Raw genomic sequence first — 16,293 nt, 5'->3', positions numbered from 1 at the left:
GCTTACTCCTCGGTGTCCGGCTTGTCGGCATCCTTGTGCTGACGGTCTTCGGCGACCGCGCGCTCGATCAGTGCCGACAGGTGGGCACCACGGCTGACGCTTTCGTCGAAGTGGAAATGCAGTTGCGGCACGCTGCGCAGTTGCATTACCCGGCCCAGGTGCAGGCGCAGGAAGCTTGCGGCGCTGGTCAGGGCCTTGAGGGTCTGCGGTACGGCGTCGGTGCCATCTGCACCCATCACGGTGATGAACACCTTGGCGTGGCCAAGGTCGCGGCTGACGTCGACGGCCGTGATGGTCACCAGGCCGACGCGCGGGTCTTTGACTTCACGGCGGATCAGCTCCGACAGCTCGCGCTGCATCTGGTCGCCGATGCGTTGGGTACGGCTATATTCTTTTGCCATTCTTGCTACCTGTAACTTAAAGCGGCAAACGCCCGGTCAGGCTGAAGCCTGACCGGGCGCTACCTTCAGAGGTGCTGCGAGCCGCCCTGGGGCGGGGCCTGCACCACGCTCGCCCCCTTACAGGGTACGAGCCACCTGGACTTTCTCGAAGACTTCGATCTTGTCGCCGACCTTGACGTCGTTGTAGCTCTTCACGCCAATACCGCACTCCATGCCCGAACGGACTTCGGAGGCGTCGTCCTTGAAGCGACGCAGCGATTCCAGCTCGCCTTCGAAGATCACAACGTCTTCGCGCAGAACGCGGATCGGACGGTTGCGGTACACGGTACCTTCGATGACCATGCAGCCAGCGATGGCGCCGAACTTCGGCGAACGGAACACGTCACGCACTTCGGCAACACCCAGGATGTTCTCGCGAACATCGCTGCCGAGCATGCCGGTCAGGGCCTTCTTGACGTCTTCGATGATGTCGTAGATCACGTTGTAGTAACGCATATCCAGACCTTCCTGCTCGACGATCTTGCGCGCGCCGGCATCGGCACGCACGTTGAAGCCGAACAGTACTGCATTCGAAGCCAGCGCCAGGTTGGCGTCGCTTTCGGTGATACCACCGACACCGCCACCGATCACGCGCACCTGAACTTCGTCGTTGCCCAGGCCCGACAGCGAGCCCTGCAGTGCCTCCAGGGAACCACGCACGTCAGTCTTGAGGACGATGTTGAGGGTCTTCTTCTCTTCCTGACCCATGGTCTCGAAGATGTTTTCCAGCTTGCCGGCGTGAGCACGGGCCAGCTTGACCTCGCGGTACTTGCCTTGACGGAACAGGGCCACTTCACGGGCCTTCTTCTCGTCGGCCACCACGGACAGCTCGTCACCGGCTTCCGGGGTACCATCCAGGCCGAGAATCTCGACCGGGATCGACGGGCCGGCTTCCTTCACAGGCTTGCCGTTCTCGTCGAGCATGGCGCGCACACGACCATAGTTGGAGCCGCACAGGACCATGTCGCCCTGGCGCAGGGTACCGTCCTGAACCAGGATGGTGGCCACCGGGCCACGCCCCTTGTCCAGACGCGATTCGACGACCACGCCACGACCTGGAGCAGTCGGGGTGGCAGTCAGTTCGAGGATTTCGGCCTGCAGCAGGACGGCCTCGAGCAGCTCGTCGACGCCGGTACCCATCTTCGCCGAAACCTTGACGAACGGAGTGTCACCACCCCAGTCCTCGGAGGTCACGCCTTCGACGGCCAGCTCGTTGCGGATGCGGTCGAGGTCGGCACCCGGCTTGTCGATCTTGTTTACCGCGACCACCAGCGGAACGCCAGCTGCCTTGGCATGCTGAACGGCTTCGCGAGTCTGCGGCATCACGCCGTCGTCCGCCGCCACCACCAGGATGACGATGTCAGTGGCCTTGGCACCACGGGCGCGCATTGCGGTGAACGCTGCGTGGCCCGGGGTGTCGAGGAAGGTGACCATGCCGCGGTCGGTTTCCACGTGGTAGGCACCGATGTGCTGGGTAATACCACCGGCTTCGCCTGCGGCAACCTTGGCACGACGGATGTAGTCGAGCAGCGAGGTCTTGCCGTGGTCAACGTGACCCATGACGGTAACGACCGGCGCACGCGATTCGACTTCGCCTTCGAACTTCAGCGATTCGGCCAGGGAGTCTTCCAGGGCGGTATCACTGACCAGGGTCACCTTGTGGCCCAGTTCTTCAGCGACCAGCTGCGCGGTTTCCTGGTCGAGCACCTGGTTGATGGTGACCGGGGTGCCCAGCTTGAACATGAACTTGACCACTTCAGCGGCCTTGACCGACATCTGCTGGGCCAGTTCCGAGACGGTGATGGTCTCACCGATGGTCACATCACGAATGACCGGACCGGTCGGGTTCTGGAAGCCGTGCTGGTTGCGTTTCTTCAGCTTGCTCTTGCCACCGCGGCCACGGCGTACGCCATCGCTTTCTTCATCGGTGGTGCGCGGCGCGGCACGCGGCGTCGGAGCTTTTTCCTTCTCCTTGACCTTGACCTTGATCGACACGCGCGGGGCTTCGCCACGACGCTCGCCACCGCGACGATCTTCGTCACGGGTGCGGCCTTCGTTGCGACGGGCTTCGTCCTTCTTGCGCTCGGCAGCACGGGCTGCAGCGTCTTCGGAGGCCAGGGCGTCGGCAACTACCGGGGCCGGGGCAGCGGCAGGTGCCGGCTCTGGCCTGGCGGCAGGCGCCGGGGCAGCGGTTTCGGCGGCCTGACGGCGGGCCTGCTCTTCGTTGCGCTGGCGAACTTCGGCCTCGACCTTCTCGCGAGCGGCGTTTTCGGCCGCGCGGCGCTCTTCCAGCTCACGCTTCTGCTCAGCCTGGATCTCTTCCGGGCTGCGCTGCACGAATACTTTCTTCTTGCGTACTTCTACGCTGATGCTCTTGCTACCGGCGACACGCAGGGTGCTGGTGGTTTTGCGCTGCAAGGTAATCTTGCGCGGTTCTTCCGCCTTGCTCTTGTGGCTGCTCTTCAAATGAGTGAGCAGGGTCTGCTTCTCATTGTCGGTCACTACCTGACCGGCGTCGGTGTGCGGCAGACCTGCCTCACGCATCTGCTGCAGCAGGCGCTCTACCGGTGCCTCGACCTCTTGGGCCAGTTCTTTCACCGTGACTTGCGTCATGCACTTCTCTCCTCAGGCCGCGCCTAATTACTCGAACCAGTGGGCTCGGGCGGCCATGATCAACTTGCCGGCACGCTCTTCGTCGATGCCGTCGATGTCGAGCAGATCGTCGATCGACTGCTCGGCCAGGTCTTCGCGGTTAACCACGCCGCGCACCGCCAGTTCCGCCGCCAGGTCCTTGTCCATGCCCTCGAGGGAGAGCAGGTCTTCGGCCGGATGGGCGTCTGCCAGTTTTTCTTCGGTAGCGATGGCCTTGGTCAACAAACGGTCCTTGGCTCGAGCGCGGAGCTCATTGACGATATCTTCGTCAAAGCCATCGATGTTGAGCATTTCTTCCAACGGTACGTAGGCAATTTCTTCGAGGCTGGTGAAGCCTTCGTCGACCAGCACTTGGGCCAGCTCCTCGTCGACTTCCAGTTCATCGATGAAATTGCGCAGGATGTCACCGGTTTCGGCCTGCTGCTTGGCCTGGATGTCCTTCTCGGTCATCACGTTCAGGGTCCAGCCGGTCAGCTGGCTGGCCAGGCGAACGTTCTGACCGCCACGGCCAATGGCCTGGGCCAGGTTGTCCTCGGCGACGGCGATGTCCATGGCATGGGCATCTTCATCAACGATGATCGCCGCGACTTCAGCCGGCGACATGGCGTTGATGACGAACTGCGCCGGGTTATCGTCCCACAGGACGATATCCACACGCTCGCCACCCAGCTCCCCGGATACGGCCTGGACGCGCGAACCACGCATGCCGATACAGGCACCTTGCGGGTCGATGCGCTTGTCCTTGGAGCGGACGGCGATCTTGGCTCGCGAACCCGGATCACGGGAGGCAGCCATGACTTCGATGAGGCCCTCGGCAATTTCCGGCACTTCAATGCGGAAAAGCTCGATCAGCATCTGTGGCGCGGTGCGCGACAGGATCAGCTGTGGGCCACGGTTTTCAGTGCGAATTTCCTTCAGCAGCGCACGCAGGCGCACGCCAACACGGAAGGTTTCGCGCGGGATGATGTCTTCGCGGGCCAGCAGGGCCTCGGCGTTGTTGCCCAGGTCAACGATGACGTTGTCGCGGGTAACCTTCTTGACGGTGCCGGAAATGATCTCGCCAACGCGCTCGCGGTAGGCATCGACCACCTGGGCACGCTCGGCCTCACGGACCTTCTGCACGATGACCTGCTTGGCGGTCTGGGCGGCGATACGGCCGAACTCGATCGACTCGATCTTCTCTTCGATCACGTCACCGACCTTGGCTTCAGGGTGGGTGTCCTTGATCTTGTCCAGCCAGGTCTCGATCGCCGGATCATCAAGATCGGCTTCGTCGACCACGGTCCAGCGACGGAAGGTCTCGTAGCTACCGGTGTGGCGGTTGATTTCCACACGCAGATCGACTTCGTCTTCAAAACGTTTTTTGGTTGCAGTGGCCAGGGCCACTTCCAGCGCTTCGAAAATGACGCCGGGCGGTACACCTTTTTCGTTGGATACCGATTCAACAACCAGCAGTACTTCTTTGCTCATCGTACGCCTCGCCTTGCGCAAGCCATTGGGCCCGGATAGTCCGCCGGGCCCGGCACGTCTCAGTCAAAACTGGGAATAATATTGGCCTTGTCGATCGAGTCGATCGGCAACAGGAATTCTTGATTGTCCACCTGGACCACCACGTCCTGCTCCTCCACACCGCGGAGAAGGCCCTGGAAGTTACGACGACCCTCGAAGGGTGAGCGCAGCTTGATCTTCACTTGTTCGCCGGCATGCGAGGCAAACTGTTCCAGAGTGAACAGTGGGCGATCCATGCCTGGAGAAGACACCTCGAGGGTGTACTCACTGCTGATCGGATCTTCTACGTCGAGGATTGCGCTGGCCTGACGGCTGACCGCTTCGCAGTCGTCCACCAGGATGCCGCCTTCCTTGTCGATGTAGATGCGCAGTACCGAATGCTTACCCTGGGAAACGTATTCGATCCCCCAGCATTGATAGCCCAGACCCTCGACAACCGGGGCCAACAAGGCCTGCAACTGTTCTAGCTTGCTCGACACCTGAACCCCCTCGTGCATGCTGTGCAAATAAAAAATGGGCAAAGCGCCCATCCCTGAAAGCGCCGTTGGACAACGACGCCGAAAACTGTTCGGTTAGCAAAAAGCCCCTGAAAAGGGGCTCCGCTGAAGCTGGTTGCGGGGGCTGGATTTGAACCAACGACCTTCGGGTTATGAGCCCGACGAGCTACCAAGCTGCTCCACCCCGCGACAAAGCTGGGGCAAAAGTATAAGACCGAACCCTCTCAAGGGTCAAATCCAAACCTTCACCTGCAAGAAAGCCCGCTAAAGCGGGCTCTCAAGCTTTAATTGGTACCGAGAAGGGGACTCGAACCCCTACACCCTATGGGCACAACCACCTCAAGGTTGCGTGTCTACCAATTCCACCACCTCGGCAATACTACTACTTGAAACCCGTTACTTCTGCTCTTGTGCCGGAGGAGGTACATCACCAGTGTTAGTGGTGGTGTCGCTCTTCTGCTGCTGGAGCACCGGTACATCATCATTAACTGCCGGTTTCTGCGGCTCTTTCACTTCTAGCACTGCTGGATCTGGAAGACCTGCTTGGCTAAGCTGGTGAGCTTGTTGCTTCGCGAAGTATCCTAACCCAAGTGCTGTCAAAAAGAAAGTGGCAGCGAGTACAGCAGTTAATTTACTCAGGAAGGTTGCAGAACCCTGGCTCCCGAACACGGTATTTGAAGCACCCGCGCCGAAAGATGCACCTGCTTCCGCACCCTTACCCTGTTGCAACAGAACCAGCACTACAAGCGACAGCGCTGCCAACAGATGAAAAACAACGATGACTGTTTCCAGCATTTGTTCAGTTTCCTGCGGCGCGACAAATTGCACCGAATTCGTCTGCGTTCAGGGAAGCTCCACCAATGAGCCCCCCATCGATATCCGGCATGCCGAACAGTTCGGCCGCATTGGCCGCCTTCACGCTGCCGCCGTAGAGCAGCTGCACCTTCGCAGCTACTTCAGCATCTTCTGCCGCCAGCTGACCGCGGATGGCGGCGTGCACATCCTGGGCCTGCTGGGGCGTGGCCGTAAGGCCTGTACCGATGGCCCATACAGGCTCATAGGCAATTACTGCATTGGCAAAAGCTTTAACACCGAAGGCCTCGATGATACTGCTTAGTTGACGCCCGACAACTTCGAGCGTTTTGCCGGCCTCGCGCTCTTCAAGGGTTTCCCCGATGCAAAGCACTGGCTTCAAACCTTTGGCCTGAGCGGCTGCAAACTTGCGATTGAGCACTTGGTCAGTTTCACCAATAATCTGGCGACGCTCCGAATGGCCAATCAGAACCAACTTGCAACCTGCTTCAACCAGCTGTTCCGGAGCAACTTCTCCGGTCAGCGCACCCTGTTCGGGTTGTACTGCAGAATTCTGTGCGCCGACGATGATTCCCTTATCTGCCAGCCCATCGATCACTTGATTGATGAACAAGGCCGGTGGGAACACCGCGACTTCCACTCCGCTCGGCAAGGCCAGATTTCTCAAGCCTTCGGTCAGCTCAGCGACGCTAGCGCGGGTACCGTGCATCTTCCAGTTACCAGCTACCATGGGGCGACGCATGCTTTACCTCGTCGGTCAAAGTGGGCGCAGATAGTACCCAACCCTACCTGCGCTGGCAAGCGCCTTCAGACACAAACTTCGCCGACCAGCTTGGCCAGTGCTTCGGCATGGGTACGCACCTGACTTTCGTCCTCACCCTCGACCATGACCCGCACCAGAGGCTCGGTACCGGACTTGCGCAGCAGCACGCGACCACGGCCAGCCAACGCCTCGGTCACCTTGGCACTGGCTTCCTTGACCGACGGGTGTTGCAGCGGGTCGACCTTGCTGGCGCCATAACGCACGTTGATCAGTACCTGTGGGCACTTGCGCAGGGCCTGACGGGCCTGGGCCAACGTTTCGCCACGGCGCTTGAGCGCCATCAGCACCTGCAGTGCGGCAATGATTGCATCACCCGTGGTGGTGTGGTTGCAGCAAACGACGTGACCAGAGTTTTCACCCCCGACCAGCCACTCACGCTCCAGCAGTTCGGCCATGACGTAACGGTCGCCGACCTTGGCCCGCACGAACGGAATTTCCAGGTCCTTCAGCGCAAGCTCCAGGCCCAAGTTGCTCATCAGCGTACCCACCACGCCGCCTTGCAACTTGCCACGGTCCTGCAAGTCGCGGGCAATGATGAACAGCAATTCGTCACCGTCGACGATGGCACCGGTGTGATCGACCATCAGTACCCGGTCGCCGTCACCGTCGAAAGCGATACCCAGGTCGGCATGCCCTACCAGCACAGCGGCCTGCAGCGACTCGATATGGGTCGAACCGCAGTTTTCATTGATGTTCAGCCCGTCCGGCTGCGCATGCAGCATGGTCACCTCGGCACCCAACTCGCGGAACACGCTTGGCGCAACCTTGTAGGTGGCGCCATGGGCGCAATCGACCACCAGCTTGAGTCCATCGAAGCTGGTGCTGCTGGGCACGCTGCTCTTGCAGAACTCGATGTAGCGGCCTGCCGCATCATTGATGCGCGACACCTTGCCCAGCTTGCTCGACTCGACCACGGTCATCGGCTGGTCAAGCAGCTCTTCGATCATCAACTCGACTTCATCAGGCAACTTGGTCCCCTGGCCCGAGAAGAACTTGATGCCGTTGTCATCGTGCGGGTTGTGCGAGGCACTGATGACGATACCGGCTTCGGCGTGGAAGGTACGTGTCAGGTAGGCAATGGCCGGCGTCGGCATCGGCCCGAGCAGCATCACGTCGGCACCCGCCGCAGACAGGCCGGCTTCGAGTGCGGATTCGAACATGTAGCCGGAGATACGCGTGTCCTTGCCCACCAGCACCCGGCAATGGCCCTGCTTGCGGAACGCCATGCCGGCAGCCCAGCCAAGCTTCAGCATGAAGTCAGGGGTGATCGGGTATTCGCCGACACGGCCACGAATGCCATCGGTACCAAAATATTTTCTGCTCATAGGGACTCCAATGTTCTTATTCGGCGTTTTGCACCGCAGCGATCATGCGCACCACATCAACGGTTTCGGCCACGTCATGGACACGCAGGATGCTCGCCCCCTTGGTCATGGCCAACGCCGCCAGCGCCAGGCTGCCGTACAACCGCTCGCCGACCGGACGTTCCAGCGTCTGGCCGATCATGCTCTTGCGTGACACACCCACAAGAAGCGGGCGCCCCAGGCGATAGAGCGCTTCCATATGCTTGAACAAGCTGAGGTTGTGCGCCAGCGTCTTGGCAAAACCAAAGCCCGGGTCAAGGATGATTCTGTTTGCGTCGATGCCCGCCGCAGCGCAGGCGACCATCCGCTGCTCAAGGTACCGCGTGACGTCGGCGGTTACATCTTCGTACTGCGGGTCGTCCTGCATGTTCCCCGGCTCGCCGCGCATGTGCATGAGACACACCGGCAGCCCGGTGTCCGCCGCAGCATCCAGCGCGCCGTCACGCTCCAGGGCCCGTACGTCATTGATCAGCCCGGCACCGAGACGCGCGGCTTCACGCATGACCGCTGGCGTGGACGTATCGACCGAGATGACCACGTCAAGACGGCTGTTGATGGCCTCGACCATGGGGGCCACCCGCTCCAGCTCCTCGGTTACCGACACTGCGCGCGCACCTGGCCGCGTGGACTCACCGCCGATGTCGACCAGCGTGGCGCCGGCTGCCACCATTGCTTCGGCATGACGCAACGCTTCGTCGCGCTGATTGAAACGCCCGCCGTCAGAGAAGGAATCGGGGGTGACGTTGAGGATACCCATGACATGGGTACGCGACAAATCAAGAACCCGGTTACCGCAAGGCAACCGGGTGGGGTACTGCACTGAGCTCATAGGTGCCCTTAGTGTTGGGCCGCTGGACCGCCGATCGGCGATTCTGGGCGATCACCCTGGGCGGCAGGCTTGCCCGAAGCCGAGTCATCATCCCAATCGCGCGGTTCGCGAGGGGTACGGCCGGCCATGATATCGTCAATCTGCTCGGCGTCGATGGTCTCGTATTTCATCAAGGCTTCGGCCATGGCATCGAGCTTGTCACGGTTGTCGGTGAGCAGCTGCTTGGCCGTGGCATAGCACTGGTCGATGATACTGCGCACTTCCGAGTCGATCAGCTTGGCGGTTTCGCCGGAAACGCTGGCGTGTTGGCTGGCGGCACTGCGGCCCAGGAACACCTCGCCTTCTTCCTCGGCGTACATCAGCGGGCCGAGTTTTTCCGACAGGCCCCACTTGGTCACCATGTTGCGGGCGATCTGGCTGGCACGCATGATGTCGTTGGAGGCGCCGGTGGTGACGCCGTCGAAGCCCAGGGTCATTTCCTCGGCGATACGGCCGCCGTACAACGAGCAGATCTGGCTGATCAGCGCGCGCTTGGACAGGCTGTAGCGGTCCTCTTCCGGCAGGAACATGGTCACGCCCAAAGCACGGCCACGCGGAATGATCGAAACCTTGTAGACCGGATCGTGTTCAGGCACCAGGCGTCCGACGATGGCGTGGCCAGCCTCGTGATAGGCGGTGTTCTGCTTTTCTTTCTCGGACATGACCATGGTCTTGCGCTCGGCGCCCATCATGATCTTGTCCTTGGCCAGCTCGAACTCTTTCATTTCGACCAGGCGCTTGTTGGCACGCGCGGCAAACAGCGAGGCCTCGTTGACCAGGTTGGCCAGGTCGGCGCCGGAGAAACCAGGGGTCCCACGGGCAATGACTGCCGGGTTGACGTTCTCGCCCACCGGCACCTTGCGCATGTGCACCTTGAGGATCTGCTCGCGTCCACGGATGTCCGGCAGGCCGACCACCACCTGGCGGTCGAAGCGCCCCGGGCGCAGCAGCGCCGGGTCGAGCACGTCCGGACGGTTGGTGGCGGCGATGACGATGATGCCATCGTTCATTTCGAAGCCGTCCATCTCCACCAGCAACTGGTTGAGGGTTTGCTCACGTTCGTCGTGACCGCCGCCCATGCCGGCGCCACGGTGGCGACCAACGGCGTCGATCTCGTCGATGAAGATGATGCACGGGGCGTGCTTCTTGGCCTGCTCGAACATGTCGCGCACACGGCTGGCACCGACACCCACGAACATTTCCACGAAGTCAGAACCGGAAATGGTGAAGAATGGCACCTTTGCCTCGCCAGCGATGGCCTTGGCCAGCAGCGTCTTGCCGGTACCGGGTGGGCCGACCATCAGCACGCCACGAGGGATACGGCCACCCAGGCGCTGGAACTTGCCCGGATCGCGCAGGAACTCGACCAGCTCACCAACCTCTTCCTTGGCTTCGTCACACCCTGCAACGTCAGCCAGCGTGGTCTTGACCTGGTCTTCGGACAGCAGGCGCGCCTTGCTCTTGCCGAAGCTCATCGGCCCGCCCTTGCCGCCCGCACCGCCTTGCATCTGGCGCATGAAGAACATGAACACGGCGATGATCACCAGGATCGGGAAGCTGGCTACCAGCAACTGGGTCCAGATGCTCTGCTGCTCGGGCTGCTTGCCTTCGATGATGACGTGGTTGTCGACCAGGTCGCCGATCAGGCCATTGTCGGTAATGGCCGGACGCACGGTCTTGAAGTTGTCACCGTCAGCGCGCTTGCCGGTAATGATGTAGCCGTCGACGGTCACGCGCTCGACCTTGCCATCCTTGACCTGCTGGATGAAGTCGGAATAGTTGAGGGTCTGCGGTTCGTTAGGGCTGGAGAAGTTGTTCATCACTGTCACCAGGACAGCTGCGATGATCAACCACAGGATCAGATTCTTTGCCATGTCGTTCAATTCGCTACCCTCTGAGGTCGGCGCACGACGCAGCCGTTCCTCGCATGATATTCATCGCCCTAACTTACTACATTACCTACGCAGACGCAGGCACCGTCTGTAACCCTTTGTGAAAGCTAGACTACACGAAGTTCGGGCGATCCTGACGCGGCGGCCGATTGGAAATAACTATCGGCCACCCCGCTTGAGACTTTCATGCCCCTTTGAAACCCCTGCCCAGCAGGTATTGTTCACGGGAACGGTCCCGCGACGACGATGGCTTGCGCATCTGTACCTTGTCGAATTTGCTGCGCACGTCCTTGAGGTATACGTCAAAGCCCTCGCCCTGGAAGATCTTGATCAGGAAGTCGCCGCCGGGCTTTAGCACGCGGGTTGCCAGATCGAGGGCCAGCTCGCAGAGGAACATCGCCCGCGGCATGTCCACCGCGGGGGTACCACTCATATTGGGGGCCATGTCGGAAATCACAAGGTCCACGTGCGAATCGCCAACCGCCTCGAGGATGCGCTGCAGCACTTCGTCATGGGTGAAATCGCCCTGGATGAAGGTCACGTCGGGGATCGAGTCCATCTCCAGGATGTCCGATGCGATCAGCCGCCCCTGCCCACCAATCAGACGACTGGTCACCTGCGACCAGCCGCCGGGGGCCGCGCCGAGGTCGATCACGCTCATGCCTGGGCGGATCAGCCGGTCCTTTTCCTGGATCTCCAGCAGTTTGTAGCTCGCACGCGAGCGGTAGCCGTCCTTTTGCGCCTGCTTCACAAAAGGATCGTTGAAATGTTCACGCAGCCAGTTGGCGCTGCTTTTGGAACGTTGTACCACGGGGCACCTCGATGATATGCGTCGTGATTGACTGGGCGGAGCCGGTGGCCCTCGGGTAAAATGCCGGTCAATTTTACAGAATCAGACGGAAAGGGTCAGATTATGCCGCTCAATAACGAGCAGAAGAAGCAATACAAGTCCATTGGTCATGACCTGAAGCCGGTCCTGATCGTTGCTGGTAACGGTTTGAATGAAGGCGTCATTGCCGAGCTGGAGCGCGCCCTGGTCGACCACGAGCTGATCAAGGTCGAGATTCGTTCGGAAGACCGCGAAGAGCGTGCAGAAACCATTGCCGAACTGTGCAAGGCCGGCCGTGCCGAACTGGTGCAGACCATCGGCAAGAAAGCCCTGATCTACCGCAAGAACCCGCAGCCGAACAAGCAGCTGTCCAACATCCACCGCTACAAGTAACGGCACAGGGGCCGCCATGCGGCCCCAGCGACTCTCGGCAGTTTGCTCGTGTTAGCCGCGCGTCCTGACCGGAACCGGCTGGGCCACCAGCACGATGCCGGAAAAACCCAGCACCAGGAAGCAGAACATCTGCCAGCGCTCGCCTACAGAAATACCGTAGCGCAAGGTGTAATACCCCACGCAAGCGCCAAGGCCGAGCAATAACATCTGGCCCCGGAACTGCCGCCACCAGGCTGCCAGGCCGTCCACTCTGGCCAGTACGGCCAACTGGACCAGCAGGCCAAGCATCGCCACACCGATCAACCAGCGGTCGATCTGCCCGGCGATGTCCTGCACCAATAGCGGCGCCAGGCCACTGACCTTGAGCGCAGGCACCAACCCGACGTGAAACACCCACAGGCCACCGACCCAGAAAACCTGGGCCAGTTGCCAGAGGATCCCCTCGAGGGATGGCGCCCGCTGGCGCCGGTCAGATGTGCTTGACTTCGACAATCTCGTACTCGACCGTACCGTTTGGCGTCTTCACGACAACGGTATCCCCTTCTTCCTTGCCAATGATGGCACGGGCGATCGGGGCACTGTTCGACAGCTTGCCTTTCTTCACGTCAGCTTCATCTTCGCCAACGATCTGGTAGGTCACCTCATCATCGGTTTCGGTGTTGGCCAGCACTACGGTAGTGCCGAAAATCACCTTACCGGTGTGAGCAATGGTGGTCACGTCGATCACCACCGAGTTCTGCAGGCGCCCTTCGATATCGCGGATACGCGCTTCGACCATGCCCTGCTCTTCACGAGCTGCGTGGTATTCGGCGTTTTCCTTCAGGTCACCCAGCTCGCGCGCCTCACCAATGGCCTGGCTCAGGCGCGGGCGCTCGGTCTTGCTCAGGAACAGCAGTTCCTCTTCCAGGGCGCGAGCGCCCTGGACGGTCATCGGGTACTTGGTAATGCTCATGCTTTCAATCCTGCGTGCAGATCCTGCAGGCGGCGAACGGTCTTTTCCGGACCGAATTTCAGCGCCTCGCAGATGGCTTCCCCGGCCGCAATGGTGGTGGTGCAGTAAATCTTGTGCTGCAGCGCATTGCGACGAATCGAGTAGGAATCGGCGATCGACTGGCGGCCTTCGGTGGTGTTGATGATCAGCGACACCTCGTCGTTCTTGATCATGTCGACCACGTGCGGACGACCTTCGGTCACCTTGTTCACACGGCGCACTTTCAGGCCAGCCGCCTCGATGACCTTGGCGGTGCCGGCAGTAGCGACCACTTCGAAGCCAAGGGCAATCAGGTCGCGGGCAACGCCAGCCACTTGCGGCTTGTCGTCGTCACGTACGCTGATGAATGCGGTACCGCCGGTCGGCAGCACTTCACTGGCACCCATCTGGGCCTTGGCAAAGGCTTCGCCGAAGCTGTCACCGACACCCATGACTTCACCGGTCGATTTCATCTCAGGGCCGAGGATCGGGTCAACCCCCGGGAACTTGGCGAACGGGAAGACGGCTTCCTTGACGCTGTAGAAGTTCGGGATGATTTCCTGGGTGAAGCCCAGCTCTTTCAGGGTTTTGCCGGCCATGACGCGGGCTGCGATCATCGCCAGGGAGGTGCCGATGCACTTGGAGACGAACGGCACGGTACGCGAGGCGCGCGGGTTGACTTCGATCACGTAGATCTTGTCGCCCTGCAGGGCCAGCTGCACGTTCATCAGGCCGACCACGCCCAGCTCCAGGGCCATTTTCCTGACCTGTACGCGGACTTCGTCCTGCACTTCCTTGCTCAGCGAGTAAGGTGGCAGCGAGCATGCCGAGTCGCCGGAGTGAACGCCGGCCTGCTCGATGTGCTGCATGATGGCGCCGATCACCACGTCGGTACCGTCGCAGACCGCATCCACGTCCATCTCGATGGCGCAGTTGAGGAAGTGGTCGAGCAGTACCGGGCTGTCGTTCGACACCTGTACGGCTTCACGCAGGTAGCGCTTGAGCTCGTCCAGTTCGTAGACGATTTCCATGGCCCGGCCACCCAGCACGTAGGACGGGCGCACCACCAGCGGGTAGCCAATGCCGCCAGCAGCGCTGATAGCTTCTTCTTCGCTGCGCACGGTAGCGTTTGGCGGCTGCAGCAGGTTCAGGCGCTGCACCATCTGCTGGAAGCGCTCACGGTCTTCGGCACGGTCGATGGCATCCGGGCTGGTGCCGATGATCGGTACGCCGGCTTCTTCCAGGGCGCGGGCCAGTTTCAGCGGGGTCTGGCCGCCGTAGTGGACGATAACGCCTTTCGGCTTCTCGACGCGGCACACCTCCAGCACGTCTTCCAGGGTCAACGGCTCGAAGTACAGGCGGTCGGAGGTGTCGTAGTCGGTAGAGACGGTTTCCGGGTTGCAGTTGACCATGATGGTCTCGTAACCGTCTTCACGCAGCGCCAGCGCGGCGTGTACGCAGCAATAGTCGAACTCGATACCCTGGCCGATACGGTTGGGTCCGCCACCCAGGATCATGATCTTGTCGCGGGTCGACGGGTTGGCCTCGCACTCTTCCTCGTAGGTGGAGTACAGGTAGGCGGTGTCGGTGGCGAACTCGGCAGCGCAGGTGTCGACGCGCTTGTACACCGGGAACACTTCCAGCTTGTGGCGGTGACGGCGCAGGTTCTTGTCGGTGATACCCAGCAGCTTGGCCAGGCGCTGGTCGGAGAAGCCCTTGCGCTTGAGGCGCAGCATGTAGTCTCTGTCGATCGACGACAGGGCCAGAGTCTTGACCTTCTCTTCTTCCTTGATCAGGTCTTCCATCTGCACCAGGAACCACATGTCGATGCCGGTCAGGTCGAAGATCTGCTCGCAGGTCATGCCGGCGCGCATGGCATCGGCCACGTACCAGATGCGCTCCGCGCCCGGTACGGTCAGCTCGCGCTTGAGGATGCTGGAAGCTTCCGGGTTGGCCAGGTCGACTTTCGGGTCGAGGCCGCAGGCGCCCACTTCCAGGCCGCGCAGGGCTTTCTGCAGGGATTCCTGGAAGGTACGACCGATGGCCATGACTTCACCGACGGATTTCATCTGGGTGGTCAGGCGGGCGTCGGCTTTCGGGAACTTCTCGAAGGCGAAACGCGGCAGCTTGGTGACGACATAGTCGATCGACGGTTCGAAGGACGCCGGGGTGCGGCCGCCGGTGATGTCGTTCTGCAACTCGTCGAGGGTGTAGCCGACCGCCAGCTTGGCAGCGATCTTGGCGATCGGGAAGCCGGTGGCCTTGGAGGCCAGCGCCGAGGAACGCGACACACGCGGGTTCATCTCGATCACGACCATGCGGCCGGTGTTCGGGCAGATACCGAACTGCACGTTGGAGCCGCCGGTTTCCACACCAATCTCACGCAGCACCGCCAGCGAGGCGTTGCGCATGATCTGGTATTCCTTGTCGGTCAGGGTCTGCGCCGGGGCAACGGTAATCGAGTCGCCGGTGTGCACGCCCATCGGGTCGAAGTTCTCGATGGAGCAGACGATGATGCAGTTGTCCTTCTTGTCGCGGACCACCTCCATCTCGTATTCCTTCCAGCCGATCAGCGATTCGTCGATCAGCAGCTCCTTGGTCGGCGACAGGTCCAGACCACGGGCGCAGATTTCTTCGAACTCTTCACGGTTGTAGGCGATGCCACCACCGGTGCCGCCCATGGTGAACGACGGACGGATGATGCACGGGAAGCCCAGGCGCTCGAGCACCGCGTTGGCTTCCTCCATGCTGTGGGCGATACCGGAACGCGGGCACTCCAGGCCGATATCCTTCATCGCCTTGTCGAAACGCGAGCGGTCTTCGGCCTTGTCGATGGTGTCGGCGTTGGCACCGATCATTTCCACGCCGAACTTTTCCAGAACGCCGTGGCGCTCCAGGTCCAGGGCGCAGTTCAGTGCGGTCTGGCCACCCATGGTCGGCAGCAGCGCGTCAGGGCGCTCTTTCTCGATGATCTTGGCCACCGACTGCCACTTGATCGGCTCGATGTAGGTGGCGTCGGCCATGGCCGGGTCGGTCATGATGGTGGCCGGGTTGGAGTTCACCAGGATGACGCGGAAACCTTCCTCGCGCAGGGCCTTGCAGGCCTGGGCGCCGGAGTAGTCGAACTCGCAGGCCTGGCCGATCACGATCGGGCCGGCGCCGAGAATCAGGATGCTTTTGATATCTGTACGTTTTGGCATGGTTGTCACTCAAATCCGGGGTCAGTCGGCAAGCCGCCTTGAA

14 protein-coding genes and 2 tRNA genes are annotated in these 16,293 nt (G+C 61.1%); 1 reads left to right on the top strand and 15 read right to left on the bottom strand.

Annotated elements, in window-relative coordinates; all coding sequences use genetic code 11:
• Nucleotides 1-2 precede the first annotated feature (2 nt).
• The 12 genes from rbfA to rlmE form a co-directional block, all read right to left on the bottom strand.
• Complete coding sequence (rbfA, locus tag B4L76_RS06735) at nucleotides 3-401, bottom strand: 30S ribosome-binding factor RbfA (protein ID WP_225779313.1); 399 nt, start codon at nucleotides 399-401, stop codon at nucleotides 3-5.
• Nucleotides 402-518: 117 nt separating this feature from the next.
• Complete coding sequence (gene infB, locus B4L76_RS06730; protein WP_296231368.1) at nucleotides 519-3,053, bottom strand: translation initiation factor IF-2; 2,535 nt, start codon at nucleotides 3,051-3,053, stop codon at nucleotides 519-521.
• A 27-nt stretch (nucleotides 3,054-3,080) separates the two neighbouring features.
• Nucleotides 3,081-4,562, bottom strand: a complete 1,482-nt coding sequence (gene nusA, locus B4L76_RS06725; RefSeq protein ID WP_009685349.1) for a transcription termination factor NusA — start codon at nucleotides 4,560-4,562, stop codon at nucleotides 3,081-3,083.
• 59 nt (nucleotides 4,563-4,621) lie between these two features.
• Nucleotides 4,622-5,080: a ribosome maturation factor RimP gene (gene rimP / locus B4L76_RS06720; protein WP_003249960.1), complete on the bottom strand. Its 459-nt coding sequence runs from the start codon at nucleotides 5,078-5,080 to the stop codon at nucleotides 4,622-4,624.
• 130 nt (nucleotides 5,081-5,210) lie between these two features.
• Nucleotides 5,211-5,287, bottom strand: a tRNA-Met gene (locus B4L76_RS06715).
• Nucleotides 5,288-5,387: 100 nt separating this feature from the next.
• Nucleotides 5,388-5,473, bottom strand: a tRNA-Leu gene (locus B4L76_RS06710).
• A gap of 21 nt (nucleotides 5,474-5,494) precedes the next feature.
• Nucleotides 5,495-5,893, bottom strand: a complete 399-nt coding sequence (secG, locus tag B4L76_RS06705; protein WP_296231366.1) for a preprotein translocase subunit SecG — start codon at nucleotides 5,891-5,893, stop codon at nucleotides 5,495-5,497.
• 4 nt (nucleotides 5,894-5,897) lie between these two features.
• Nucleotides 5,898-6,653, bottom strand: a complete 756-nt coding sequence (gene tpiA / locus B4L76_RS06700; protein ID WP_296231365.1) for a triose-phosphate isomerase — start codon at nucleotides 6,651-6,653, stop codon at nucleotides 5,898-5,900.
• Between the two features lie 65 nt (nucleotides 6,654-6,718).
• Complete coding sequence (gene glmM, locus B4L76_RS06695) at nucleotides 6,719-8,059, bottom strand: phosphoglucosamine mutase (protein WP_296231364.1); 1,341 nt, start codon at nucleotides 8,057-8,059, stop codon at nucleotides 6,719-6,721.
• 16 nt (nucleotides 8,060-8,075) lie between these two features.
• On the bottom strand, nucleotides 8,076-8,927 hold the full coding sequence (folP, locus tag B4L76_RS06690; protein ID WP_296231362.1) for a dihydropteroate synthase: 852 nt from the start codon (nucleotides 8,925-8,927) through the stop codon (nucleotides 8,076-8,078).
• Nucleotides 8,928-8,935: 8 nt separating this feature from the next.
• Nucleotides 8,936-10,840 carry an ATP-dependent zinc metalloprotease FtsH gene (ftsH, locus tag B4L76_RS06685; RefSeq protein ID WP_015271861.1) on the bottom strand — a complete coding sequence of 635 codons (1,905 nt, stop codon included), beginning with the start codon at nucleotides 10,838-10,840 and terminating at the stop codon, nucleotides 8,936-8,938.
• Nucleotides 10,841-11,042: 202 nt separating this feature from the next.
• Nucleotides 11,043-11,669, bottom strand: coding sequence for a 23S rRNA (uridine(2552)-2'-O)-methyltransferase RlmE (gene rlmE / locus B4L76_RS06680; RefSeq protein WP_025340705.1), 627 nt, complete (start codon nucleotides 11,667-11,669; stop codon nucleotides 11,043-11,045).
• A gap of 102 nt (nucleotides 11,670-11,771) precedes the next feature.
• On the opposite strand from rlmE, the gene yhbY reads away from it, so the two are divergent.
• Nucleotides 11,772-12,080 (top strand): ribosome assembly RNA-binding protein YhbY, encoded by a 309-nt coding sequence (gene yhbY / locus B4L76_RS06675; protein WP_003249945.1) that lies wholly within the window; start codon nucleotides 11,772-11,774, stop codon nucleotides 12,078-12,080.
• A 51-nt stretch (nucleotides 12,081-12,131) separates the two neighbouring features.
• Here the strand turns inward: yhbY and B4L76_RS06670 are convergent, their stop codons facing one another.
• Genes B4L76_RS06670 through carB form a run of 3 tightly spaced genes read right to left on the bottom strand, consistent with a single transcriptional unit; the run spans nucleotide 12,132 to nucleotide 16,250 of the window.
• Nucleotides 12,132-12,572, bottom strand: coding sequence for an MFS transporter (locus B4L76_RS06670; RefSeq protein ID WP_296231354.1), 441 nt, complete (start codon nucleotides 12,570-12,572; stop codon nucleotides 12,132-12,134).
• Entirely contained in the window at nucleotides 12,550-13,032 is a 483-nt protein-coding gene (greA, locus tag B4L76_RS06665) for a transcription elongation factor GreA (protein ID WP_046613135.1), read from the bottom strand. The genes B4L76_RS06670 and greA overlap by 23 nt, the downstream gene beginning before the upstream one ends.
• Nucleotides 13,029-16,250: a carbamoyl-phosphate synthase large subunit gene (gene carB / locus B4L76_RS06660; RefSeq protein ID WP_296231353.1), complete on the bottom strand. Its 3,222-nt coding sequence runs from the start codon at nucleotides 16,248-16,250 to the stop codon at nucleotides 13,029-13,031. Before carB ends, greA begins: the two co-directional genes overlap by 4 nt.
• Nucleotides 16,251-16,293: the final 43 nt, after the last annotated feature.

Origin of the sequence: Pseudomonas sp. UBA4617 (assembly GCF_002386445.1) — a bacterium.
Classification (GTDB): Bacteria; Pseudomonadota; Gammaproteobacteria; order Pseudomonadales; family Pseudomonadaceae; genus Aquipseudomonas.
This window is presented reverse-complemented; position numbering and strand designations above follow the sequence as displayed.